Origin of the sequence: Vibrio sp. Vf1514 (assembly GCF_052076135.1) — a bacterium.
GTDB lineage: Bacteria > Pseudomonadota > Gammaproteobacteria > Enterobacterales > Vibrionaceae > Vibrio > Vibrio furnissii.
The window spans coordinates 1,559,999-1,580,855 of sequence record NZ_CP197268.1 but is presented as its reverse complement, the minus strand read 5'-3'; the positions used below and the strand labels follow the sequence as shown (position 1 = coordinate 1,580,855).

Sequence of the window (20,857 nt, the reverse complement as noted above, 5' to 3'; positions counted from 1 at the left end):
GCTTTCCGTCTCTATCCCTTTGTCTCAGTTCGTCCTTCTTTTATGTGATATGAGCTTCTGTGCCTAAGAACGCATTCTGCTGCTATCATTGGTGCGTGATTCATGGGGTCGTTATTCATTGTCTCGCGGTGCAATCATGCTAGAATTCCGCGCTGTGGTAGAGCATGCTCTACTTTAACGGTTATCAATTCAGAGTCTGTTCATGTCATTTTCCAAACTTGGACTGAGTGAAGCCCTGACACAAGCAGTGGCAGAACTCGGTTATCAAAAGCCAACCACCATTCAAACCAAAGCCATCCCGGTGATTTTGCAGGGTCAGGATTTGATCGCTGCGGCGCAAACCGGGACGGGTAAAACCGCCAGTTTCGTGCTGCCTATTCTGCACAAACTGCAAGGACGTGAAACGCAGCGTAAAAAACGCATTCGTGCCCTGATTTTGGTGCCGACTCGCGAGCTGGCGATTCAGGTGGCAGACAAAGTGGCGCAGTACGGTCAACACACCGGACTGACGACGCTGGCGATGTATGGTGGCGTGGAAGAGCAGGCTCAGAAACAGCGTCTGATTGAGGGAGTGGACGTGTTGGTGGCGACGCCGGGGCGTTTGCTGGACATGTACGGTCAGCGCGCCGTCTATTTCGAAGAAGTGGAAATGGTGGTGTTGGATGAAGCCGACCGCATGCTCGACATGGGCTTTATCGACTCGATCAACAAAATCATCGATCGCCTGCCACGAGATGCGCAGTACCTGCTGTTCTCTGCCACGTTGTCGCACAAGGTGCGCGATCTGGCGAAAACCGCGGTGAACGACCCGTTTGAAATCAGTATCGCAGCGAATCAGGCATCAAAATCGAACATCGAGCAGTGGCTGATCACGGTCGATAAAGACAAGAAATCTGCGTTGCTGAGCCATCTGATCACCGAAAACAACTGGGATCAGGCGCTGATTTTCATCGAAACCAAACACGGCGCGGCAAAACTGGCGAGCCAGTTGGAAAAACGTGGCATTACAGCGGAAGCGTTCCACAGTGGTCGCAGTCAGGCGGTGCGCGTGCAACTGCTGGAAGATTTCAAAGCGGGCAAAATCAAGTACATGATCGCGACTGGCGTGGGCGCACGTGGTATCGACATTCACGAACTCTCACGCGTGGTGAACTACGATTTACCATTCCCGGCGGATGAGTACGTGCACCGTATTGGTCGTACGGGTCGTGCCAACGCCAAAGGCGAGGCGATTTCGTTTGTCTCCAAAGACAACTTCAAAAACCTGTGCATGATTGAAAGCCGTCTGGGTCATTTGATTGAGCGTCGTGTGGTGGAAGGATTTGAACCGAAAAAACCAGTGCCAATCTCGATTCTGAACTACGTTCCGAAAAGCAAACGGACACCGCAAGACTAATCTCCGCCAGCATTGCGCCGCTATCGGTGCAATGCTGGACGCTTGGCGCGATTGACTATTGACGATCGCGCGAACGGCTTCTTCTTTCTTCTTTACTTCACGATGTTATGACTGACAAGCGTGCACCTTCGGCTTGCTCCAGGTCAGCCCGACGATCATCACGCTCATGATGGCCACCCCAAACACCCAACTGTGGCTCTGATTGGCGCCCCCGGCCAACATGGCTGCTACGCCCGCCATCGATTGTTGCAAGAAACCGCACAGGGCAATGCTGCGTGCGCCACTGTGCGCAGCATGGCTTGCGGCCAGCGACATGCTGTTGGGAAAAATCACCGCTTGACCCCAAATGATCACCAAGTACAGCGCGAGATAACCGCCCGTCAGGATGTGGGGTGGCAGCGTATCGCTCAGCAGCCACAGGCCCAACATCAACAGGGCACCCATCGCTATGCAATAGGCGCCGCGCCGCAGCATTGGCTGGCTGCCGATTTGAGTCACGTGGCGCTTCACGTGCAGTGACCCCAGCAGGTAAACCAAGCCTATCGCCAAACCAAATACACCAAACCATTGGCTCGAAAGGTGCAGCGTTTCGGTAAAGACAAACGGGCTGGCTTGCTGCAACGTGACGATCGTAGCAAAGCCCAAGCCGCCTTGAACACAAGGTACGAGAAATCCCTTGTCTTGAAGAATGGTCAGGTAGTGGGTGCTGGCGCCAGGTGTGTGCTGGGGTTGCGCTGGCCCTTTGAGTGGGAAACGAGAGGTGGTCAGTAGCGCCAGCAGGGCAATCAACGCCAGCAGCAGAAAGCCGACGCGCCAGTCACTGTAGCGCGTGAGCATCGCCCCCACAAACTGCCCCAGGCCCAAGGCGGCGATAAAGGCCATCGACAATAACGAGAGTTTTTGCGCCAACACGTCACCGCTCCAGTAATCCCGAATCATGATTCGAGCAATGATTGCGGCTCCGCCAGCGGCTGCGCCTTGTATCACGCGTGCCAGCAATAACTGGGTCAGCGATTGAGCCATGTAGAGACTCAAGCAAGCACCCATAAACAGCAGCAACGCCAACGAGAGCGCGGGCTTGCGGCCGTATTTTTCGGCGGCATGGCCCCAGTAAATGACAGGAAGCGCCGCGCCGAACACAAATAATGAAATCGAGAGTTCAGCGCCGTAGCGGCTGATGTTGAGCTCGTTTGCTACCCAAGGCAGCGCGGGCAAGTACAACGTGGTGGACATTTGCGCCATCAACACCAGTGAGCATGAGAGCAACAGCAAGCGAGTGCTAAGGGTTTTCATTGTTTTGCCTCCGATGGCGTTAAAGAGCGATTCCTGTTTGATGCGATAGGAAAATAGCAATCAACGCGATTGAAAATAGTCCCTAAGATGGGGGCAACGTGATTTCTAAATGGTTTGCGATACAAAACGAATCCTTATGATGAGATGACTCATGATGGAGAGGTGAATTTGTCGTTCCCCCGTGACAATCAGCTGCGCGGCTTATCTTGGTTTCATATCTTTATGAATCGGTGTTAATCTGGCAAACGATCATTCCTTACCTCTGATTAAGGCTGAGTTAATTGAAACGTCGACACCTGCCCCTGCAAGGATTGCTTTATTTCTATAAATCTGCCGAACTGGGCAGTTTCAAATTGGCGGCTCAGGATTTATGTGTTTCCCCTGCGGCGGTGAGCCAGCAAATCCGCCAACTGGAAGCCACGCTCGACACGTCGCTGTTTACGCGCAATCATCGCACCATCGGCCTGACGCCCAGCGGAGAAAGCCTCTATCAAGAGGTCAAACTCGGCTTTCACCATTTGCAGGCGGGCGTGGATGCATTGACTGCGGATGAGCGCCCCAACCAGCTCTCCATCTCTGCACCCAGCTCGTTCGCTCATCACTGGTTGATCCCTCGATTGCAGGCGTTTCGCGCTCAGTTTCCCGACATCAGCATACTGGTCGAGCCCACCAATCGCCTCACTTCGCCCGAAGACACCCGCGTGGATGTGTGCGTGAGATTCGGTTCAGGGCAGTATGCCGGTATGCATAGTGAATGGTTGATGGATGATGCGATTTATCCCGTCTGTCATCCTCATTATCAGCAGGAATTCGGCATTGAAACGCTGGCGGATTTGCAGAAAGCTGCGCTGATTGAAGATATTCATACCGACATGCGGTGGGAAACGTGGCTGAATGAGCATCACCAACCGGTGAAGCAGCCGACGCTCTTATTTGATGGTTCTCAGTTTGTGGTGGAAAGCGCTTTGGCGATGCAAGGGGTCGGCTTAATTAAGCACCGTTTGGCGCAGCGATATATTCAAAACGGCACGCTGGTGCGAATTGATGTGCAGCAATCTCAGCCTCAAGCCGCCTATTTTATTTGTTTACCGGAAAAAAATTTACAGCGACCCAAAGTGCGCTGTTTTATTCAGTGGTTGAAGCAAGAAATTGCGGGCGATGCCATGCCATCAGCACGTGTCGCGCACCTTGACCAAGTCACCGCACTTGACTCTATGCCCGAACGGCATAAAATTAGCGTCGATTTATAAACAGCAAGTTGAAGAAAACGACCATGCAACCGCTTTACGCCTCGGATCAGCGAGTGACCCGAGTCAGCTCTGACAATTGTTTGCGATGAAACATTGGACAGAGCCAACGAAATAAACATTTCGACAAATTCATCGCTATGGTTTTGACTGATCTCTTTACGGAGAGATCACGTCATATCGATAGCGAGCGAAACAAGGGCTACGGATGAGGTTTCACCGTGGCCCTTGTTGTTTCTGCCGTTTGTCGGCAGCACGAGCGAACGGGGCCAGCCAGCCCGGTTCGCTTTTTTTATGCCTCGCATTTGAGGTCACTGATTTTTATAGATTGAGGAATGAAGACCATGTCTCAGAATATTTATGATAACGCTGCGTTTTTTGATGGTTATGCGCAGTTACCGCGCTCGCAGTTTGGACTCGACGGCGCGCCAGAATGGGCATCAATTGAAGCGATGCTGCCGGATCTCACCGGAAAAAGCGTGGTGGATTTGGGGTGTGGCTACGGCTGGTTTTGCCGCGCGGCGACCGACAAAGGCGCAGCCAAAGTGCTGGGAATCGACTTGTCGCAAAAGATGCTGGATAAAGCGCACGCTATGACTTCGGATGCGCGCATTACTTATCAGCGTGGCGATCTGGAACACCTCGCGTTGGGTGATGCGCAGTTCGATCTCGTTTACAGCTCGCTCGCGCTGCACTATCTGCCTGATCTCAACCCCATCTTCGCCACCGTATTTCAGGCGCTGAAACCCGGCGGTCAGTTGGTGTTTTCCATGGAGCACCCGATTTTCACCTGCGCGCCGCGCCAAGGCTGGCTCACCGATGCCGATGGCCAACGTTCGTGGGCTGTGAATCGCTATCAGGATGAAGGCCAGCGCGTGTCAAACTGGCTGGCTGAGGGCGTCATCAAATACCACCGCACACTGGGTTCGATTCTCAATGCCCTGATCGCAGCAGGCTTTGTGCTCGAACACATCGATGAGTGGGGACCAAGCGCCGAGCAAATTGCCGCAATGCCTGCACTGGCGGAAGAGGCCGAACGTCCGATGCTGGTGCTGGTGTCGGCGCGCAAAGCGTAACTAAAAAGGCACACCGCCAAGCGGTGTGCCTTTTACCGTTCATGAGTTCGGTTATAAAGGAAGATTAAAAAATGTGCGCAACCTCTAATTCATGACCGGTGAAACGAGGGGTCGATCGCCATACGGCTGGGCGGATTTGCACGTCCATAGTGCAACGTTTATTGGCAATGAACCATTGTGGTTCAATAGCAGTGCAAGCGCTGGTGGTACGTTTGGTGTTTCACACGGCTTTGATAATCCAGCGGGGTCGTGCTGACCAGTTTCTTAAATTCACGCAAAAAATGGGATTGATCGCTAAAGCCTAAATCGCAGGCCAGATCGGAAAAAATGATGTTCTCTCGATGATGAATATCATAAATGGCGGACTGGCAACGAATGGCGCGGCTAAACCCTTTGGGGGTGAGTCCGAGGTCGCTGCGAAACTGGCGCTGCAAGGTACGCGCGCTAAAGCCTGAATAACGTTCGAGATCCTGAATCTGAATATTGCCCTTGTGTTGGCAGATTTTTGCGACGATTTGTGTGGTCAGCGGTGCGGGACGACGAGCACTTTTATCACGCAGAAAACGGTTCACGGCGGTGATTTGATCGGCGAATGTTCGGGCTGTGACGACGTGTTCAAACAAGGTATCAGCCCCGTGAACCACTTCTAACAACGGGTGCTGTTGATCGATCAACTCCTGTGCTGAAACCTGCAAAAAATCGGGAAAAGCGCCGGGCACAAAACGGACACCAAAATAGTGATGATGTGGATTAAATTGCACCGAACGTGCGGCTAACGTGGTGCCACACACCCATGCGCTTGGCGCGCTTTCATCACAATCAAACAACAAGTCGATGCAGCCATCCGGAATCGCAATTGTGGGTGTGGCCGCATGACCGGCATCAAAGCGGTAAAAGTGCGAAACCACCGGGTTTTCGCGAGTCAGGTGGGTGAAAAATTGTGCTGCGCCGAGCACAAACCACGGCTGCTTTGAATGAATCCCTGCCACGTTATCCAGAAACGAGAAATCTGACATCACACACTCCTTTTGTTGCTGCCAATACAGGTGCCTAAGCAAGGGCGATGCCATCGCGTGGGGGAGGAAGGCTTGGCAAAGCGTGTCGCAAAAATCCAATACGGCTCAAAAAACGCGCTCTAGTATTTCGAATAACCGCTGCTCATCGACGCGTGCCAACCGCGAGAGAACCCCGTTGTGCAGCGGGTAAGGAAAGCACAACAAAAACCACGGAGAGAGGTAAACGTATGTCAGAGAGTACACAAATCGATTTTATCTACCTGTCAGAGCAGGACATGATCAAGGCGGGTGTGACCGACATGCCCAAGTGTGTCGACACCATGGAGGAGATGTTCACGTTGCTCCATCGTGGCGACTATCGCATGGCTGGCCCGAACAGTGATTCCCATGGTGCGATGGTGACATTTCCCGATGAGTCGCCATTTTCCACCATGCCGAAACCGACCGCTGACCGCCGCTTGATGGCGATGCCCGCTTATCTGGGCGGCGATTTTCAAACCTGTGGCGTCAAATGGTACGGCTCCAACATCGCCAACCGTGAAAAAGGGCTGCCGCGTTCGATTCTGATGTTCATTCTGAACGACATTGATACCGGTGCGCCGCTGGCTTACATGTCAGCTAACTTGTTATCGGCGTATCGAACAGGCGCCATTCCTGGCGTCGGTGCTCGTCATCTCGCGCGCAAAGATGCAAAAGTCATTGGTTTGTTGGGGCCGGGTGTGATGGGCAAAACCGCTGTCGCCGCCTTTATGGCCGCCTGCCCAAGCATCGATACGCTCAAAGTCAAAGGCCGGGGCAAAGACAGCCTCGATAGTTTTCTCTCTTGGGTGGCCGGAACTTTTCCGCAAATCACCACTGTTGAAGTGGTGGCGCATGTTGAAGACGTGGTTCGAGGTGCGGACATCGTGACGTATTGTAACTCTGGCGAAACGGGTGATCCCGAGACCTATCCAGAAGTGAAGCGTGAATGGGTCAAACCGGGCGCCTTTTTGGCGATGCCCGCCAGCTGTCGTTTGGATGCGGGCATGGAGCAATCGGACGTGCGTAAAGTGCTCGACAATACTGGGTTATATCAAGCGTGGTTTGAAGAAGTTCCGAAGCCAGCGCACAACATCATTCCACTGGTGGGAGTGCGTTTTATGGACATGGTGGACGAAGGCGCGTTGTCACTTGATGAATTGGACGATCTTGGGGCTATCGTCAGTGGCGATACTGTGGGGCGTCGTCATGATGAGGAAATCATCATTTTGTCGGTCGGCGGGATGCCGGTGGAGGATGTTGCGTGGGGCACCAAAGTGTATCGCAACGCGTTGGCTCAAGGGATTGGGGTCAAGCTCAATCTGTGGGAAACCCCCGAGCTGCGCTGAGTCGCAACGACCTTCTGTTTTTAGCCTCTGACCACACAGGACTCATCATGACCCAGATTATCAAAGTAAAAACCGGTTCAAAGCTCGAAGACATCGCCAGCTATTCACGCGTTGTGGCTGTCGACAACTGGATTTTCGTGTCCAACACCGCAGGACGTCATCCTCACACCGGAGAAATGCCTTCGAATGTGTTTGAGCAGACCGAACAGGTATTTCGCAATATCGAACGTGCGTTGCAATCGGTCGATGCCACCTTGGCCGATGTGGTGGCGTCCAAAGTCTTTATTCAAAACCCGCAACACGTTTCAGCCGTGATGGCGTTCATCGGCGATAAATTTCGTGGCATCAACCCAGCGACCACCGTCACGTGTCCGCCGTTGGGGTCGACGATTTACGAGGTTGAACTGGAAGTCACGGCGTATCGCGGCGCTTCGCGTGCCGAGGTCGAAGAAAAAGTGCTGACGCTGTAAAGCGATGTGATGCCACAAGCGGTGAACGCTGCTTTGGCGCAAAGGATAGGGAATATGACAAAGACATTGGAGCGTTTTGATACACCAAATCAGTTACCTAAACAGGCTCAGGTGGTCATCATCGGCGGCGGTATTGTGGGCGTCAGCGCCGCGTTAACGTTGGCGGAACGTAACATCTCGGTGGTGTTGATCGAAAAAGGTCATGTTGCGGGTGAGCAATCGTCGCGGAATTTGGGATGGATTCGCAAAACCAGCCGTCATCACGATGACGTGCCGCTGGCGTTAGCAGCTGATCGGTTGTGGGCGAGCATGTCTGAACGCCTCGGGCGTGATGTGGGTTATCGCCAAGCCGGCATTATGTTTTTGGCGCAGAATGACGAGCAGATGGCCGCGCATGAACACTGGCTTGCATCCGTCCAAGGGCTCAATCTCGATTCGCGGCTGTTGAGCCCCCAAGAGATTGACACGATGGTGCAGGGCGGCCGAGGCCAGTGGCGCGGTGGGATCTTTACGCCATCGGATGGCCGCGCCGAACCTGCGATCGCCACCAGCGCCATGGCGCAAGCGGCGGTGCGAAAAGGGGCTGTGATCGTGCAGCAGTGCGCAGTGCGCACCCTTTCGACTGCGGCAGGCAAAGTGAGCGGTGTGGTGACGGAACGGGGTGAGATTCAGTGCGAGCAGGTGCTGTTGGCGGGGGGGGCGTGGTCAAGACGTTTTCTGGCGAACGTTGGGGTGTCGCTGCCCACATTGCCACTGATTTGTTCGGTGATGCGCACCAAGCCGATGGCAGGGCCGACGGATATTGCGGTGGGCGCGCCTAACTTCTCTTTTCGCAAACATCACGACGGCGGATTTGTGATTACCCAGCGAGGAGCTTTGGATGCGCCGCTGAGTTTGGATCACTTGCTCATCGGTCACCGGTATCTGAATCAGTTAAAAACACAACGCGGCTTTTTGCGCATTAAATTCGGCCGTTACTTTGTGCAAGACCTGCGTTTAGCGCGCCGCTGGCGCTTGGGTCACCGTTCTCCGTTTGAACAGATTCGCACACTTAACCCGCCGCACAACGAAGCGCTCAACCACGAAGCGATGACCAATTTAGGTCAGGCATGGCCAGCGTTTGCAAAGGCCGAAGTAGATGAAGCGTGGGCAGGCTTGATTGATGTCACGCCGGATTCCAATCCGGTGATTGACCGCATTGCGGCGCTGCCGGGGCTGACTATCGCGACTGGATTTTCCGGACATGGATTTGGTACCGGGCCAGCGGCAGGGCACCTGGCGGCGGATTTGGTCAGCGACCACTTTCCAATTATCGACCCCAAACCGTACCGGTTTTCGCGGCTCTGATCGCATGGGTTGAACCTGTGCACCGATTTGGAATAGGCAAAAAAAAGGATGAAGATGATGAGCGATACATTACACACTGTGGGTCTCGATCGCGCTGAAGGATCAGCGATGCCATCACCCCAAAGAAAAATGGGTTTACCCACCATGATGGCGATTTGCATCGGGTTGGTGATTGTTCAAGGGGCGATGATCTCCGCCACCCAAGGCATTGGTCTTGGTGGGATGGCGTTTGTGGCGGCGATGCTGGTCGCTTTTATGCTAGCGCAGTTCAACGCGATGAGCTTTGCCGAATTGTCATTGATGTTCCCGCAAGAAGGCACCTTAGCCACGTACACGCAAAAAGCGATCGGCCACTTTCCCGCCATTGTCTCGGTGTTTGCCGGGTATGTGGTGGTGGCGGTTCTGGCATTGCCGGTCGAAATGTTTTTGGTCGATGCCATGCTCGGTGAATTGCTGCCGGGCGTGTTTCCTGACAAATCGGTTCCGTTGGTGATTTTGGCGCTGCTATGCCTCACCAATCTGGTTGGCGCCGATGTGTTCGCCAAAGTGCAGAATGTGTTGGCATTCGTGCTGGTGTCAGCCCTTATTTTGGTAGGCGTGTGCGCGATTTCAGGCATCAGTGAACCACATCCCGTGCTCACGGGCACTCCGGTCGATTGGAGCTTTGGCGGCGTCCTCGATGGCAGTTTTATTGGTTTGATTGCGCTGGCTATGTGGATGATGGTGGGGGTAGAGTTTATTTGCCCGATGATCAACGACGTCAAATCACCTCGCCAAAATATTCCACGGGCAATGCACCTATCGCTGGTGATGATTTTTGCGATTTTTCTCGCGTTTGCGTATGGCGCGAGCTTGTATCTCAATGTCGATACGTTGGTGGGCTCGCCGATCCCTTACTTAAATTATGTGAGTGCGGTGTTTGGTCAAAGTGGCCTTGCGATTGCCACCGTGATGGCGTTGGCGGCAACGTGCAGTACCATGAACACCATTTTGGCCTCGGTGCCGCGCATGTTACATGGCATGGCGATGCAAAAGCAGGCTTTTCCGCAGTTGAAAGCCACAAACCGTTTCGATGCGCCTTGGGTGGGGATTGTGATGATGGCCGTGTGTACCGCGATTCCGTTTCTGCTGGTGGGCATTGATTCACTGATTGTGTTGGTGATTGCTGCCACCACCAGTTGGTTGCTGGCTTATATGGTGGCGCATGTGGATGTGTTGGTGCTGCGTAAGCGGCTGCCAAATCAGCCGCGCCCTTATCGCACGCCGTTTTTCCCCATTCCACAAATCGTCGGCATTGTGGCCATGGGCTATGTGGCGCTAAATAACTCACCTTCTCCCGAGATGACGCACATGGTGTACAGTATCGCTGGGGGCATTTTATTGCTGATTAGCCTGATTGGCGCGCTGTGGGTCAAGTTCTACATGAAACGTGGCCTATTTACGCCAGATCTGGACGGTTAATCGCGCACCTTTGATCGCGCTCACCACTGTTCGGGGGCGTGGCACGAAAACGCGTGGCGGTGAGACGCATCGGCGTGACGGGCATGCCGTAGAAATCAAATGCGTCACCCAGCACCTCACCGCCGAGTTGGCGCACGATGTTGACGGTGGTATCGCGCGCTTCAATCAAGATTTCCGGCGCCGTTGCGAGCAGCTCCGTCAGCGAGGCTAATGCCAGCGATTTCCCAATCCCCAAACCGCGAAACTGATGGTTCACGGCAAAGCGGCCCCAGTGCCAAGCGTCCCCTTCGCGCCAGGCGGCGACGGCGCCCAAAATGTACTCGCCCGAGCGAGCGACCCACCATTTCACATCGCTGTCCTTTGCAAATGGAATCAATGCTGGCGGAATTTTCTGCTCCTGCGCAAACACATCCATCACTAGCTGCTCGACTTCGGCACGATAAACCGGATTCAACGCCTCCACTTGTACGCGGGCTTGCTGATGGCGGGTGTTGTGGTGAAAGGCGCTCAGGCGCAGTGTGCGCAGGCCATGGAGCACCGCCGCTTGTGCATCTTCAGCCAGCGAATCTATCACATCGCCCAATGCGTGATTGGCGGCGTGATTGGCGCGCTGCAGGGTTTCGCTGCCCGCTGGTGTGAGTTGGTAGTATTTCTGGCGTTTGTCGTGTGGGTGCGGAATCGGCTGCACATCGCCATTTTCGACCAGTTTGTTGATGGTGCGACTGAGCGACGCTTTGTCGGCGTTGAGCTGAATACACAGTTCGGAAAACGGCGTTGCGCCGTTGTTGCTGAGGTAGGTCAGCAGGTGTGCCTGACTGAGCGATAGCCCCGAATTCCAGCAGTTTTTGTCCAATAATCCCAATTCACGCACTAGATAACGCAGTTCGCTGCGAATCTGTTCCACTGATGCCATAGGCCGTGCCCTTTTTATGTTGATTGTATCAACGAGATGATTTTGGGCAGCGTAGCGAAATTTTGTTGATAGTGTCAACAATTTACTCGAGTAAACCGACTATGTTGGCTTTCAGCAGCATTGACCTTCAAGTTCACTTAAACTTTATAATGACTCATCGTCACCACAGGATGAAGACCATGAAGATTGGAGAGCTGGCTAAACGCACGGGCTTGGCGCCGTCGGCCATTCGATTTTATGAAAGTGCTGGATTGTTAAAAATGGTCCAGCGTCGTGCCAATGGGTATCGCAGCTATCCCGAAGAGGCAGTGCTGGCGCTGGAGCTGATCATGCTCGGTCAACAGGCGGGGTTCAGTCTGGAGGAAATCGGCGCGCTGTTGCCGTCGGATCTCACCCAGTGGCAGGGGGAGGTGCTGGTAGCACGGCTGCGCAGCAAAATAGCCGATATTGAGCAACTGCAGGCCAAACTGGCTGAAACCAAAGCGCATCTGCTGCGGATTGTCGAAGATATTGAATCGCGACCGGATGACGTGGATTGCGCGACCAATGCGCAGCGTGTGCTGTCGCGTTTGAAACAGGGGGAGGAGAACGCTTAAGCGCGTTTCGTTGCGGTACAAAAAAGCCAACCCGAATGGTTGGCTTCTCTCTCGGCAGAATGCGAAATTACTGCTGCGCCGCTTTCACGCGGATTTTGCTTTTTGCAACGCTTGTCATGTTCAGCGCATTGAGGGCTGTTTTGGCTTCTGCGTCGTCTGGCATTTCAACAAAGGCAAAACCTTTGGACTGGCCAGTTTCCTGGTCAAGAACCAGCGTGCACTCTTTGACGGTGCCGAAATCAGAAAACAGCTTGCGGATGTCCTGTTCAGTGGTTGAACGAGCGAGGTTGCGAACTAAAAGTTTCATAATGAACCTTAATCTAAAGAAACGCCGCTATTGTCGCAGTAAATCTGGCGATGACCAAGCGATTGTTTCGCTCGCTTGGTCAATTGTTCAGTGAATCAGCATGCGTCGTTTATGCGCCCAGCACTGCATCTAATGTGTCGATGAGATGCTGCACCTCGTCTGGGCTGGTGTTGTGCACCATCGAAAAACGCAGCACGCCCAATGCCGGGTCGATGTCCATGCCTTGCAGCAAGCGATAGGAGTAAAAGTGTCCCGCGCCGCACAAAATGCCCGCCTTGCCGAGTGTTTCTGCCAGTTCCAGTGGCACATGCCCGTTGACCGTGATCGATACCGTGGGCGCGCGGTTGTCCAGCGTGTCCGGGCCGACGATGCGAATGGCAGGATGCGCTCGCAAATAGGTCATCAACGGCGCTAGCAGGGCCAGTTCGGCATCATGCAGCAGCGTGCGCACCGCCTGCGCTTTGTCGGCGTCACTGGCGTGATCGGCATTGGGGAAATGATGCTGATACAGCGCCGAAAAATAATCGCCCACCCCTTTTGTGGCGGCCACTTGCGCGTGATCTGGACCGGCTGGATAAAGCACTTTTTCGCGCACACTGGCGTTAAAAAAGTGGCCTTGATTGCTGAGCTTTTCCGCCATCTCGGGTTGAATCACCATCACGCCCAAATGCGGGCCGTAAACTTTATACAACGAAAACAGATAGATATCGGTGCCCAGTGCGGGGACATCTGGCAGGCCATGACCGGCGAACGAGACACCGTCAACCACCGTGCGCACGCCGTGCTGATGCGCCAGCGCGCAAATCTCGGCCACCGGATTCACGTAACCTAATAGGTTTGAGCAGTGCGGAAAGGTCAGCAGTTTGGTGTTGGCGTTCAACAGCGGCGTCAGAGCATCTAACTCCAGCATGCCTGTGGCTCGGTTGACGGCCCATTCGCGCACCACAATGCCGCGCTCGGCTAAGCGTCGCCACGCACCGCTGTTGGCTTCGTGATCCTGATTGGTGACGATGATTTCATCGCCCGGTTGCAGCCACCCCATCACGGCATTGGCCAGCACATAAGTGTTTTGTGAAGTCGATGGGCCAAAATAAATCTCGTTGGCGGAAACGCCCAGCCAAGGCGCAAGCGCCTGATAACTTTCATCCATCCATTGACCCGCTTTGCCCGACACCGCATTGGGGTAATAGGGCTGTACTTTCAGTTGATGAAAGTAGGTATCGAAGCGATCCAACACCTGGCGGCACAGGTACGAGCCGCCAGCATTTTCAAAAAAAGCCTGAGCTTGAAGGGAAGGTTGTTCAAACGCAGGAAATTGTTGGCGAATAAAATCGAGGTCGAGTGTGCGCATGGTGGCTCCATTCCTTGGCGAACATGATGATGTCTATCATACGAACAATGTCATGCGTTCTTCTTGGCAATCTGCACTTGAAAAGGGCAGGTTAATGCGATAAACCAAGCATAAACAGTGATATTAAGGACAATATCGTGCATTCCATTGCTCTAGACCGCCTCGATGTGCGCATTCTCGAAATGCTGCTCCAAGACAGCCGCATTCCCCGTTTAGAACTGGCTGACGCCGTGAATCTCTCCTCATCACAATGTTTTCGGCGCCTGAAACGGCTGGAGCAGTCGGGAATTATTGAACGTTATTCGGTGGTGCTCAACCCAGCCAAAGCGGGGTTCGATGTCAACGCGCTGGTGATGGTGCAATACAGCAAATCGGAGCCGGATGCGCGCCAGAAGCTGCTGGCGCTGATTGAGCAAACGCCGATCATCCACGAATGTTATTCGATCACTGGCGAGCACGATTTTGCGCTCAAAGTGCGTTGCGCCAGCATGGCGGCATTCAATCAACTGATTAACGAGACCTTTCAGACGCGCTGTATTTCGGGTATGCACTCGTACATGCTGCTCGATTGCTTTAAGAACACGCCAGCGCTGCCGTCGGTGCAGTGAGCGCAATAGAGCGGAAGACGACAGAGAGAATGAAGAAGCGTGCTCAGGTACTGAAAAAAGAAACCCCCTTGCGAACAAGGGGGAGAGCACGTTATTGATTGGCTTGCGCGACCACGTGGTTGGCGGCGCGACTTTGCGACTTCACAAAGTAGAGGCAACCGGCCAGTACGACGAGTGGTAGCAACGGATCATAAATCGAGCCTGCGGTGCCAAAAATCAGGTTGAGTGTCATGATCAGCGTGCCGCCGATCGCCCATGCGATGGTGGTCGGAATGGTCCAAATCACCAATTGTTTACGCACTTCGGTGACACCCATCAAGCGGTTCACAATGTGGAACAGGCTGTCGTTGAAGTAACCGGCGAACAGGCTACCCATGGTCGCTGCAGATGCAGCAAACAGCATGTTCACTTCTTGAATTTCCGCCAACACGGGCGCGGAAATCGAGGCCGCGGTAATCATAGACACCGTGCCGCTGCCTTGAATGACGCGCACCAACGTTGCGATGATGAATGGAATCATGATCGGTGAGATCGACAGCGACGCAATTTGGTTAGCGATCTCCGCGCCTGCGCCGGATTCACGTAGCACGTTGCCAAGCGCACCGCCCGCACCAGTCACCAGCAGAATGATCCCGGAGGTTGAAATGCCTTCTTCAAGTTTTGCGGTGGTCTTCTCTTTGTCCAAATATGGCGTCAGGGTGTAGACCGCCAGCAGCGTGCTGATCGACAGCGCGATGACAGGGTGACCCAAGAACTGAATGGCTTGACCGAGGAAGCTCGCGCTCAGCCCAGTTAATCCCAGTTGTTTTTCTGCCAGTTGCGTTAACGAATTAGCCAAAATCAGTAAGATCGGCACCGCAATCGGCATGATGGATTTGGTCAGCGATGGCAGTGCTTTAGACGACTTCGACGCCATGTAGTCGGTATGCACTTGTTTCAGATCGTCGGGTGCGTGGTTCAACTGCATCGGCGCAGTGTATTCCGGAAAATGCTTTTCTAGCCAGCGCGCATACATCACGATGCCACAAACCGACGGTAGTGCGATGATCAAACCGAAGCCCAACATCGAAGCGATATCCACCCCAAAGATGCTGGCGACGCCGAGCGGGCCAGGTGTCGGCGGAATGCAGTGGTGTGCCACCACCAAACCACCAGCCAACGCGACAGTGAGGGTTAAAATGGAGCGCTGTGAAGTCTTCGCCAACGATTTGGCAATCGGGTACAAAATGATCAGTGCGCTGTCGACAAACACCGGAATGCTGACGATGTATCCGGTGATCGCCAATGCCAGTTCTTCTTTGCGTTTGCCAAGCCATTTAATGAAATGATAGGCAATGGATTCACCGGCGCCGGATGTTTCGAGAATCGCGCCCATCATCACGCCAAGGCCAATCACAATCCCGATGCCGCCCAAGGTGCCGCCAAAGCCTTTACTGATGGCCGCCATGGTGTCATTCACGCTCAATCCGCCGATTAAGCCAGCGATGCAGGCCGCTGCCAGCATGGCGATAAGAACGTGCACGCGTGTGCGAAGTACTAGAAAAATCAACACGAAGACGGCAATGATGAGGCCGATAACAGAGGTCGATAACATTTACGCGCCCTCCATTTCAACAACTGGGTGTGTGCTGATGTAGCGTGCCAATACCGCATTGAAATCTGCATCGGCTCGAAAGCCTAGACTGAGTTCGTGCGTGTTATCAATGGCTTGTGGCCAGCTTGCGACGATCGCTTCAATGGCGCGGTCTTTCGTCACGCTCACCAATTGGGTGCGTGCTGGATCGATATGTGCGGCCATCGCTGCGAGCATGATGCGCGGCGTGACCTTGATGCCCGGCAGATTGAAAGTTCGGTAACCCTGAATGGCGCTACGCTCAAGCTGGCTGGCGTGAATGATGTTCTCAATCACGGTCTCGGGGCTTGAGATCCACAAGCCCAAATCCAGATCGACCGGGCAGTTCGAGGGTTGGCCTTTCAAGGGTTCACGAATGATGCCGCTGACAAATGATGACGCCGCTTGATTGGGCACGCCAGGGCGAATGCAGATTGTCGGCAGGCGCACGCTGATCGCATCGACCAGATGTTTGCGGCCGTAGTCGTTGACCAGCAGTTCGCCCATCGCTTTTTGTGTGCCGTAGGAGGAGCTAGGCTGCGTGGCCGTCATGGGGGTGACGACGTCAGGCAATTGTCCACCAAACACCGCCAGTGAACTTGAAAAAACGAAACGAATGGCGGGATTGACGCGGCGGCACTGCTCCAATAACAGTTGCGTGGCCGTGAGGTTGACTTTGATCCCCAAGTCGAAATCTTGTTCGGCATGGCTGGAGACGATCGCCGCCAGATGGAACACATGGGTGGTGGTCGGGGCAATCAGCGTCTCGACTTGTTGTGGATCAGTGATGTCAGCCACGATCGCTTTCACGCGTGAGTCTTGCGTCACGGCGCTGTTTGGTGCGACGCGATCCACAACGGTCAGGGATTCAATGGTGTCGGCATGATGGTGCAGTAGGGTTTGAGCCAGCATGGCGCCGAGAAATCCGGCGCCACCGGTAATTACGATGTTCATACGCATGTCCTTGTCGTCTTTTATTTTATTATTGTTATTGAGCGTTACAGATAAGGTTTGACCCAGGCCAAGCCCTGCTCTGTGGTGGTTTTTGGTTTGTATTCGCACCCAATCCAGCCGTCGTAACCGGAATCGTCCAGTACATCGAACAGGTACGGATAGTTGATTTCGCCGTCGCTGGGTTCATGGCGATGCGGCACAGACGCGATTTGAATATGGCCGGTAAACGGCGCTAAATCGCGGATCAGTACATCTAAGTCGCCCTCCATGATCTGCGCGTGGTACAGGTCCAGTTGCAGTTTCACGTTCGGACGGTCGACCATCTGAATCAGTTCCACCGCGCGGCGCTGGTGGGCGACGAAGTAGTTCGGTACATCGCGGGTGTTGAGTGGTTCAATCAGCACATCAATCCCATGTTCGGCGAATGCATCCGCGGCATAGCGGATGTTGGCGATAAAGGTGTCGATGTGTTGTTGCATGCTGTAGGCCGGATCGATGATGCCCGACATCGCGTGCACTTTTTTGCAGTTCAGTGCTTGGGCATACATCAGCGCGGTGGCCACGCTCTGTTTGAACGCTTGCTCGCGTCCCGGCAGGGCAGCAAAGCCTTTTTCGCCGGCATCCCAGTCGCCCGGAGGCATGTTGAACAGCGCCTGTTCAAAACCGTACTGTGTCAGTTTTGCCGCCAGCACATGTGGTTCGAACGCATACGGAAACAGAAATTCGATTGCTTTAAAGCCGGCGCGGTGCGCTTGTTCAAAGCGCTCTAAAAATGGCACTTCGGTGAACAGCATGGTGAGATTTGCAGCAAATTTGGCCATTATTTTCCTCTCCCTTTCAGGTCGTCCACTTCCGCTTCGGTCAGGTAGCGAATGGGGTGATTGTTCAGTAAAAACATCAGTTTGGCGGTCTCTTCCAGCTCTTCGGCGTTATCGACCGCATCTTCCATGTCAGTGCCGGTAATCACCGGGCCATGGTTTGCCAGCAAGAACGCGCGGTAATCGGCGGCGCGTTTACCCAGCTCTTCAGCAATGCGCGGTTCCCCCGGACGCAGATACGGAATGACCGGTAACTGGCCGATACGCATCACGTAGTACGGCGTAAACGGGCGAATGGCGTTTTCTGCGTCGAGGTGGTCGAGGCACGACAGCGCCGTCAGATACGTCGAATGCAGGTGCACAATTGCGTTGCATTTCGGGTTGTTGCGGTAAATCGCCAGATGGAACGCAATCTCTTTTGACGCGCGTTTGCCGGAGATCTGATTACCGTCGATATCCACCACTGAGAGTTCCTCAGCGACCAAGCGGCCGAAAGATGAGCCAGTTGGGGTGGCAAGAAAATGGCCGTTCGGCAGTTTGAGCGACAGATTTCCTGCGCCGCCGGTGGCGTAACCGCGTTCGAACATCGAACGTGCCAGGTTGACCATCTGTGCTCTGAGTTGTTGTTCTGTCATAGATAAAAATCCTGCGCTTTTTCGAAGAACCGTTCATCGCCGAAGTTGCCTGACTTAAGCGCCAGCGACAGTGAACCGTCGATGGATTTGACCCAAGGCACGCCCGGGGCGATTTGCGGTCCGATGTGAAAACCTGTGACGCCAAGGCTCTGGGTCACGGTGCCGGATGTTTCACCGCCCGCGACGATAAAGTTCTGCACGCCAAACTCCTGCAACTGGTGCGCAAGCTGGCTGAAAAACTGCTCCACCGCTTCGCTTGATGCCGCCGCGCCGTATTGCGCTTGAATGGCTTTGAGTTGCTCGGCGTCAGCGGTGGCGTAAACCATCGGTGCGTAGTCGCCATCCAGCTGTTGGATCACCCAGTCAAATACATGCTGCACGTACTGTGCATCACGTAAACACGCTTCAACATCGACGGCAAAATGCGGTGCCAGCGTTTGATAACGGGCCACTTGTTGATTGGTCATCAGCGAGCAGGAGCCGGACAGCACCACACTGCGCGCGCGTTGCGGCAGGCCTGCTGATTTGGCTTCGCTTTGGTCCGCCAGTGTGTCGGCCCAGTTTTGCGCGATACCTGCGGCGAGACCTGAACCGCCGGTCATGAGTTTGAGCGATTTGGCGGCCTGACCCAGTGTGACCAGATGAGCGCTGTTCATCGCATCGACCACTGCGTAGCGTTTACCTTCACGTTGCAGCTCGGCAAAGCGGGCAACCACGGCCTCTGCGCCTTGCTCAATCACCTGATAGTTCACTAGGCCACAGTCACCTTGCGACTGACGATTCATCAAACGCACGACGCTCGAATCGGTCATCGGTGTCACCGGGTGATGACGCATGCCGGATTCGTTCAGCGGTTCACCCAGCACAAACAGGTGGCCGTTGAACACGGTGCGCCCGTTCACCGGCAGTGCCGGACAGACGATCGTGAAGGGTTCATTCAGTTCGGTCAGCAGGGCATCGGTCACTGGCCCAATGTTGCCTTGTTCGGTACTGTCGAACGTGGAGCAGTATTTGAAGTAAAACTGCTGGCAACCCTGCGCCTGTAACCAGCGCAACGCAGCCAATGACTGGCTGACGGCTTGGTCGGCCGGGCATGAGCGTGATTTGAGGCTGATGACGACCGCATCGGCGTCCACTTGCGTGTCGCTTGCTGGCACGCCATTGAGCTGCACCGTGCGCATGCCGTTTTCCACCAAAAAGCCTGCAATGTCGGTTGCGCCAGTAAAATCGTCGGCAATGACTCCTAGCAACATGATTATTTCTCCCCGCCAGGCAGCTCGATGCCGTCAAAAATCTTGATCACGGCGCTGTCGTCCTCTTGACCAAATCCGGCGTTGCTGGCGGAGGTAAACATGTTGAGCGCCGTGCTTGCTAGGGGCAGCGGGAATTTCAGATCCTGCGCCGTATCGGCGACCAGATTGAGGTCTTTAACAAAGATGTCGACCATGGATTTTGGCGAGTAGTCGCCGTCCACCACGTGTTTCATGCGGTTCTCAAACATCCAAGAGTTGCCTGCTGCGTTGGTGACCACGTCGTACATCAGATCGAGAGGAATGTTGGCGCGCGCGGCCAGTGCCATGGCTTCGGCGCCTGCGGCAATGTGCACGCCCGCGAGCAACTGGTGAATGATTTTCACCGTGGCGCCAAGGCCGATGTCGGTGCCGATGTTGTAAACTTTGCCTGCGGTGGCATCCAATACCGGTGCCAGTTTTGCGAAAGCTTGCGCGCTGCCAGACGCCATGATGGTCATCTCGCCCGCTTCCGCTTTGACTGCGCCGCCAGACACCGGCGCGTCGAGCATGAGCAGGTCATGTGCCTTAAGGCCGGCTTCAATCGCTTTGGCGTCTTGCGCGGAAATGGTCGCCGACACCATCACAGCGGTGCCCGGCTTGAGGTTCGCGGCCAGACCTGAATCGAACAGTACCGATTTCACCTGCTTGGCGTTGATCACCAGCAGCAGGACCGCGTCGAGTTGGTTGGCAAATTGGTTTGCATCGCTCGCGACCGCTTTCGCGCCGTAGTTGCCTAGCGTTTCCAGTGCTTGCGGGTTGAGGTCCACGCCGTACACATCGAGTCCGGCGCGCACACAAGATTTCGCGGCGCCCATGCCCATCGACCCCAATCCGATTACTGCAACCGACTTAACTGGTTGATTATCCATACACTTCTCTCGCTCTACGTCTGTGTTGAAATGTTAATTTGTGTTCTTTGTTGTGATTATATGTGAATTTCAGGCGAGTTTCCTGTGTTGTGACTCACAAAATTTACCATTCACTAACAACAATGTGAAAACTAGCCCTCGATTCACGGTTGAAATGCGCACTTTATCGCCAAGTGGGACTTGATTTTCACAAGAGTTAACACAACTTCACACATTGCTGGTGGGCTGG

Annotated in this window: 20 protein-coding genes; 9 read left to right on the top strand and 11 right to left on the bottom strand. The window is 54.3% G+C overall.

Annotated features, from left to right (window positions below; all coding sequences use genetic code 11):
• Window positions 1-202: 202 nt before the first annotated feature.
• The gene (locus ACS18Q_RS22035; RefSeq protein ID WP_032081627.1) at window positions 203-1,396 is read left to right on the top strand and encodes a DEAD/DEAH box helicase; all 1,194 of its coding nucleotides are present in this window, start codon (window positions 203-205) and stop codon (window positions 1,394-1,396) included.
• 105 nt (window positions 1,397-1,501) lie between these two features.
• Here ACS18Q_RS22035 and ACS18Q_RS22030 read toward each other — a convergent pair whose 3' ends face one another.
• The gene (locus tag ACS18Q_RS22030) at window positions 1,502-2,689 is read right to left on the bottom strand and encodes an MFS transporter (protein WP_441257895.1); all 1,188 of its coding nucleotides are present in this window, start codon (window positions 2,687-2,689) and stop codon (window positions 1,502-1,504) included.
• A 281-nt stretch (window positions 2,690-2,970) separates the two neighbouring features.
• Between ACS18Q_RS22030 and ACS18Q_RS22025 the strand changes: the two genes are divergently transcribed.
• Both ACS18Q_RS22025 and ACS18Q_RS22020 read left to right on the top strand, forming a co-directional pair.
• On the top strand, window positions 2,971-3,939 hold the full coding sequence (locus tag ACS18Q_RS22025) for a LysR substrate-binding domain-containing protein (RefSeq protein WP_441257894.1): 969 nt from the start codon (window positions 2,971-2,973) through the stop codon (window positions 3,937-3,939).
• Between the two features lie 341 nt (window positions 3,940-4,280).
• Complete coding sequence (locus tag ACS18Q_RS22020) at window positions 4,281-5,012, top strand: class I SAM-dependent methyltransferase (RefSeq protein ID WP_154179467.1); 732 nt, start codon at window positions 4,281-4,283, stop codon at window positions 5,010-5,012.
• Window positions 5,013-5,194: 182 nt separating this feature from the next.
• Here the strand turns inward: ACS18Q_RS22020 and ACS18Q_RS22015 are convergent, their stop codons facing one another.
• A complete protein-coding gene (locus tag ACS18Q_RS22015) occupies window positions 5,195-6,028 on the bottom strand; it encodes an AraC family transcriptional regulator (RefSeq protein ID WP_143679749.1) in 834 nt (277 codons plus the stop codon).
• A gap of 227 nt (window positions 6,029-6,255) precedes the next feature.
• On the opposite strand from ACS18Q_RS22015, the gene ACS18Q_RS22010 reads away from it, so the two are divergent.
• From ACS18Q_RS22010 to ACS18Q_RS21995, 4 genes are all read left to right on the top strand, one after another.
• Window positions 6,256-7,395 carry a tyramine oxidase subunit B gene (locus ACS18Q_RS22010; RefSeq protein ID WP_055465434.1) on the top strand — a complete coding sequence of 380 codons (1,140 nt, stop codon included), beginning with the start codon at window positions 6,256-6,258 and terminating at the stop codon, window positions 7,393-7,395.
• Window positions 7,396-7,442: 47 nt separating this feature from the next.
• Window positions 7,443-7,865 carry a RidA family protein gene (locus ACS18Q_RS22005; protein WP_055465435.1) on the top strand — a complete coding sequence of 141 codons (423 nt, stop codon included), beginning with the start codon at window positions 7,443-7,445 and terminating at the stop codon, window positions 7,863-7,865.
• A gap of 54 nt (window positions 7,866-7,919) precedes the next feature.
• A complete protein-coding gene (locus tag ACS18Q_RS22000; RefSeq protein ID WP_238772036.1) occupies window positions 7,920-9,212 on the top strand; it encodes an NAD(P)/FAD-dependent oxidoreductase in 1,293 nt (430 codons plus the stop codon).
• 108 nt (window positions 9,213-9,320) lie between these two features.
• Window positions 9,321-10,673, top strand: coding sequence for an APC family permease (locus tag ACS18Q_RS21995; RefSeq protein WP_441257893.1), 1,353 nt, complete (start codon window positions 9,321-9,323; stop codon window positions 10,671-10,673).
• Here the strand turns inward: ACS18Q_RS21995 and ACS18Q_RS21990 are convergent.
• A complete protein-coding gene (locus ACS18Q_RS21990; RefSeq protein WP_441257892.1) occupies window positions 10,651-11,586 on the bottom strand; it encodes a GNAT family N-acetyltransferase in 936 nt (311 codons plus the stop codon). The genes ACS18Q_RS21995 and ACS18Q_RS21990 overlap by 23 nt on opposite strands.
• A gap of 179 nt (window positions 11,587-11,765) precedes the next feature.
• Between ACS18Q_RS21990 and ACS18Q_RS21985 the strand changes: the two genes are divergently transcribed.
• Complete coding sequence (locus tag ACS18Q_RS21985; RefSeq protein ID WP_014257846.1) at window positions 11,766-12,182, top strand: MerR family transcriptional regulator; 417 nt, start codon at window positions 11,766-11,768, stop codon at window positions 12,180-12,182.
• Window positions 12,183-12,249: 67 nt separating this feature from the next.
• On the opposite strand, the gene ACS18Q_RS21980 is transcribed toward ACS18Q_RS21985, so the two are convergent.
• Both ACS18Q_RS21980 and ACS18Q_RS21975 read right to left on the bottom strand, forming a co-directional pair.
• Window positions 12,250-12,489 carry an RNA recognition motif domain-containing protein gene (locus tag ACS18Q_RS21980; protein ID WP_004727419.1) on the bottom strand — a complete coding sequence of 80 codons (240 nt, stop codon included), beginning with the start codon at window positions 12,487-12,489 and terminating at the stop codon, window positions 12,250-12,252.
• Between the two features lie 109 nt (window positions 12,490-12,598).
• Window positions 12,599-13,840, bottom strand: a complete 1,242-nt coding sequence (locus ACS18Q_RS21975; protein ID WP_441257891.1) for an aminotransferase class V-fold PLP-dependent enzyme — start codon at window positions 13,838-13,840, stop codon at window positions 12,599-12,601.
• 137 nt (window positions 13,841-13,977) lie between these two features.
• On the opposite strand from ACS18Q_RS21975, the gene ACS18Q_RS21970 reads away from it, so the two are divergent.
• Window positions 13,978-14,448 (top strand): Lrp/AsnC family transcriptional regulator, encoded by a 471-nt coding sequence (locus ACS18Q_RS21970; protein ID WP_441257890.1) that lies wholly within the window; start codon window positions 13,978-13,980, stop codon window positions 14,446-14,448.
• Window positions 14,449-14,539: 91 nt separating this feature from the next.
• Here ACS18Q_RS21970 and ACS18Q_RS21965 read toward each other — a convergent pair whose 3' ends face one another.
• The 6 genes from ACS18Q_RS21965 to ltnD are packed head-to-tail and all read right to left on the bottom strand — an operon-like array spanning window position 14,540 to window position 20,628.
• Complete coding sequence (locus ACS18Q_RS21965; protein ID WP_441257889.1) at window positions 14,540-16,042, bottom strand: GntP family permease; 1,503 nt, start codon at window positions 16,040-16,042, stop codon at window positions 14,540-14,542.
• Window positions 16,043-17,014 carry a D-erythronate dehydrogenase gene (gene denD / locus ACS18Q_RS21960; RefSeq protein WP_238809850.1) on the bottom strand — a complete coding sequence of 324 codons (972 nt, stop codon included), beginning with the start codon at window positions 17,012-17,014 and terminating at the stop codon, window positions 16,043-16,045. It abuts the gene before it with no gap.
• 44 nt (window positions 17,015-17,058) lie between these two features.
• On the bottom strand, window positions 17,059-17,835 hold the full coding sequence (gene otnI, locus ACS18Q_RS21955; protein ID WP_441257888.1) for a 2-oxo-tetronate isomerase: 777 nt from the start codon (window positions 17,833-17,835) through the stop codon (window positions 17,059-17,061).
• Complete coding sequence (gene otnC / locus ACS18Q_RS21950) at window positions 17,835-18,467, bottom strand: 3-oxo-tetronate 4-phosphate decarboxylase (protein WP_286281417.1); 633 nt, start codon at window positions 18,465-18,467, stop codon at window positions 17,835-17,837. Before otnC ends, otnI begins: the two co-directional genes overlap by 1 nt.
• The gene (otnK, locus tag ACS18Q_RS21945) at window positions 18,464-19,720 is read right to left on the bottom strand and encodes a 3-oxo-tetronate kinase (protein WP_441257887.1); all 1,257 of its coding nucleotides are present in this window, start codon (window positions 19,718-19,720) and stop codon (window positions 18,464-18,466) included. The genes otnC and otnK overlap by 4 nt, the downstream gene beginning before the upstream one ends.
• A gap of 2 nt (window positions 19,721-19,722) precedes the next feature.
• The gene (ltnD, locus tag ACS18Q_RS21940; protein ID WP_441257886.1) at window positions 19,723-20,628 is read right to left on the bottom strand and encodes an L-threonate dehydrogenase; all 906 of its coding nucleotides are present in this window, start codon (window positions 20,626-20,628) and stop codon (window positions 19,723-19,725) included.
• Between the last annotated feature and the right edge of the window lie 229 nt (window positions 20,629-20,857).

What these genes read in the sequence shown, in the direction of transcription:
- ACS18Q_RS22035 (WP_032081627.1), top strand. Translation starts at nt 203, where the DNA reads ATGTCATTTTCCAAACTTGGACTGAGTGAAGCCCTGACACAAGCAGTG.
- ACS18Q_RS22030 (WP_441257895.1), bottom strand. Translation starts at nt 2,689, where the DNA reads ATGAAAACCCTTAGCACTCGCTTGCTGTTGCTCTCATGCTCACTGGTG.
- ACS18Q_RS22020 (WP_154179467.1), top strand. Translation starts at nt 4,281, where the DNA reads ATGTCTCAGAATATTTATGATAACGCTGCGTTTTTTGATGGTTATGCG.
- ACS18Q_RS22015 (WP_143679749.1), bottom strand. Translation starts at nt 6,028, where the DNA reads ATGTCAGATTTCTCGTTTCTGGATAACGTGGCAGGGATTCATTCAAAG.
- ACS18Q_RS22010 (WP_055465434.1), top strand. Translation starts at nt 6,256, where the DNA reads ATGTCAGAGAGTACACAAATCGATTTTATCTACCTGTCAGAGCAGGAC.
- ACS18Q_RS22005 (WP_055465435.1), top strand. Translation starts at nt 7,443, where the DNA reads ATGACCCAGATTATCAAAGTAAAAACCGGTTCAAAGCTCGAAGACATC.
- ACS18Q_RS22000 (WP_238772036.1), top strand. Translation starts at nt 7,920, where the DNA reads ATGACAAAGACATTGGAGCGTTTTGATACACCAAATCAGTTACCTAAA.
- ACS18Q_RS21995 (WP_441257893.1), top strand. Translation starts at nt 9,321, where the DNA reads ATGCCATCACCCCAAAGAAAAATGGGTTTACCCACCATGATGGCGATT.
- ACS18Q_RS21990 (WP_441257892.1), bottom strand. Translation starts at nt 11,586, where the DNA reads ATGGCATCAGTGGAACAGATTCGCAGCGAACTGCGTTATCTAGTGCGT.
- ACS18Q_RS21985 (WP_014257846.1), top strand. Translation starts at nt 11,766, where the DNA reads ATGAAGATTGGAGAGCTGGCTAAACGCACGGGCTTGGCGCCGTCGGCC.
- ACS18Q_RS21980 (WP_004727419.1), bottom strand. Translation starts at nt 12,489, where the DNA reads ATGAAACTTTTAGTTCGCAACCTCGCTCGTTCAACCACTGAACAGGAC.
- ACS18Q_RS21975 (WP_441257891.1), bottom strand. Translation starts at nt 13,840, where the DNA reads ATGCGCACACTCGACCTCGATTTTATTCGCCAACAATTTCCTGCGTTT.
- ACS18Q_RS21965 (WP_441257889.1), bottom strand. Translation starts at nt 16,042, where the DNA reads ATGTTATCGACCTCTGTTATCGGCCTCATCATTGCCGTCTTCGTGTTG.
- denD (WP_238809850.1), bottom strand. Translation starts at nt 17,014, where the DNA reads ATGAACATCGTAATTACCGGTGGCGCCGGATTTCTCGGCGCCATGCTG.
- otnI (WP_441257888.1), bottom strand. Translation starts at nt 17,835, where the DNA reads ATGGCCAAATTTGCTGCAAATCTCACCATGCTGTTCACCGAAGTGCCA.
- otnC (WP_286281417.1), bottom strand. Translation starts at nt 18,467, where the DNA reads ATGACAGAACAACAACTCAGAGCACAGATGGTCAACCTGGCACGTTCG.
- otnK (WP_441257887.1), bottom strand. Translation starts at nt 19,720, where the DNA reads ATGTTGCTAGGAGTCATTGCCGACGATTTTACTGGCGCAACCGACATT.
- ltnD (WP_441257886.1), bottom strand. Translation starts at nt 20,628, where the DNA reads ATGGATAATCAACCAGTTAAGTCGGTTGCAGTAATCGGATTGGGGTCG.